Consider the following 1566-nt stretch of genomic DNA (forward strand, 5'->3'; position numbering starts at 1 on the left):
GTGAGCGCGGCTACGCCGGCGGCTACAGCATCCTCAAGGAACATCTCGCCTGGCTGCGGCCCGCTGCCGAGCCGGAGCCGGTGGTGCGCTTCGAGACAGCGCCAGGCGAGCAGATGCAGGTGGACTGGGCGGTGATCCGGCGCGGGTCGGATCGGCTGTCGGTGTTCGTGGCGACGCTCGGCTGGAGCCGGGCGGCCTATGTCGAGTTCGTCGCCGACGAGCGGCTGGAGACGCTGCTGGCCTGCCACGAGCACGCCTTCCTCGCCTTCGGCGGCGTGCCGCGGGAGGTGCTCTACGACAACATGCGCACCGTGGTGCTGGAGCGGGATCGCTACGGCCGCGGGCAGCACCGCTTCCAGCCGGGCTTCCTGGACTTCGCGGGGCATTGCGGGTTCCGGCCGCGGCTGTGCCGTCCCTACCGGGCGCAGAGCAAGGGCAAGGTCGAGCGCTTCATCCGCTACCTGCGCGGCAGCTTCTGGGTGCCGCTGGCGAGCCGGATGGCAGCCGAGGGTGTGATGGTGGACGGAGCGGCGGCGAACCTGGCCGTTGGGCGCTGGCTGCGGAAGGTGGCGAATGCGCGGGTGCACGCCACAACGGGTGAGGTGCCCGCGGCGCGGCTGGAGCAGGAGCGCGGCAAACTGGGTTCGATCCCGCCGCCCTATGGTGGCCTGATGCCGCGACGTATCGAGGCGTCGTCATCGCCATCTCTGCCGCCGATCGCTGGGCTACAGCACCCGCTGGCGCTCTACGACGCGCTGTTCGTCGCGCCGATGACGCCGGAGGCGATGCGATGAACGGGACGCAGCACGAGCGCATCAGCGAGCTCTGCGCCGAGTTGCGCCTGGCGGCGGTGCCGGACCTCTACGGCGCGACCGCGCAGGCCGCGGCGGCACGGGATGCCACCTTCAGCGACTTCCTGGAGGAGACGTTGCGGGGCGAGCGGGAGGTGCGCCGGGCCAGGGCACGGGAGATGTTCGCGCGCACGGCGGGCTTTCCCGCGGTCAAGACGCTGGACGGCTACGACTTCGGTTTCGCGACCGGCGCGCCGCGCCAGCAGATTACGGAGCTGTCCAGCCTGGCCTTCGTGGAGCGGGCCGAGAACGTGGTGTTCCTCGGCCCCAGTGGCGTCGGCAAGACGCACCTCGCCATCGCGCTCGGGTATCTGGCAACGCAGCGCGGGTGGAAGGTTCGGTTCACCACGGCAGCGGACCTGGTGCTGCTGCTGGAGGCGGCGCAGCGGCAGGGGCGGCTGAAGGAAGTGCTGCACCGCGCGGTGAATATCTACCGACTGCTGATCATCGACGAGATCGGCTACCTGCCGATGGGGCGCGAGCAGGCGAACCTGTTCTTTCAGGTGGTGAGCAAGCGCTATGAGCGCGGAGCGATGATCCTGACCTCGAACCTGACATTCGGGAGTTGGGACCAGGCCTTCGCGGGTGAGACGGTGCTGACGGCGGCGATGCTCGACCGCCTGCTGCACCACGCGACCGTCGTGCAGATCAGCGGCGAGAGCTATCGGCTGAAGGACAAGCGCCGGGCAGGCGTGATGGCGAAGAAGGAAAGCCG

The 1566-nt window shown here is 69.7% G+C and carries 2 protein-coding genes; both read left to right on the top strand.

What is annotated here, in order from left to right; translation table 11 throughout:
• Nucleotides 1–794, top strand: a 794-nt coding sequence (gene istA, locus HW578_RS26345) for an IS21 family transposase (RefSeq protein WP_198373666.1), incomplete at its 5' end; no start/stop codon positions are given.
• On the top strand, nucleotides 791–1566 hold a 776-nt coding region (gene istB, locus HW578_RS26350), incomplete at its 3' end, for an IS21-like element helper ATPase IstB (RefSeq protein ID WP_198373667.1). The genes istA and istB, both read left to right, overlap by 4 nt.

Origin of the sequence: Roseomonas rosulenta (assembly GCF_016106005.1) — a bacterium.
In the GTDB taxonomy this organism is placed as follows: Bacteria; Pseudomonadota; Alphaproteobacteria; order Acetobacterales; family Acetobacteraceae; genus Neoroseomonas; species Neoroseomonas rosulenta.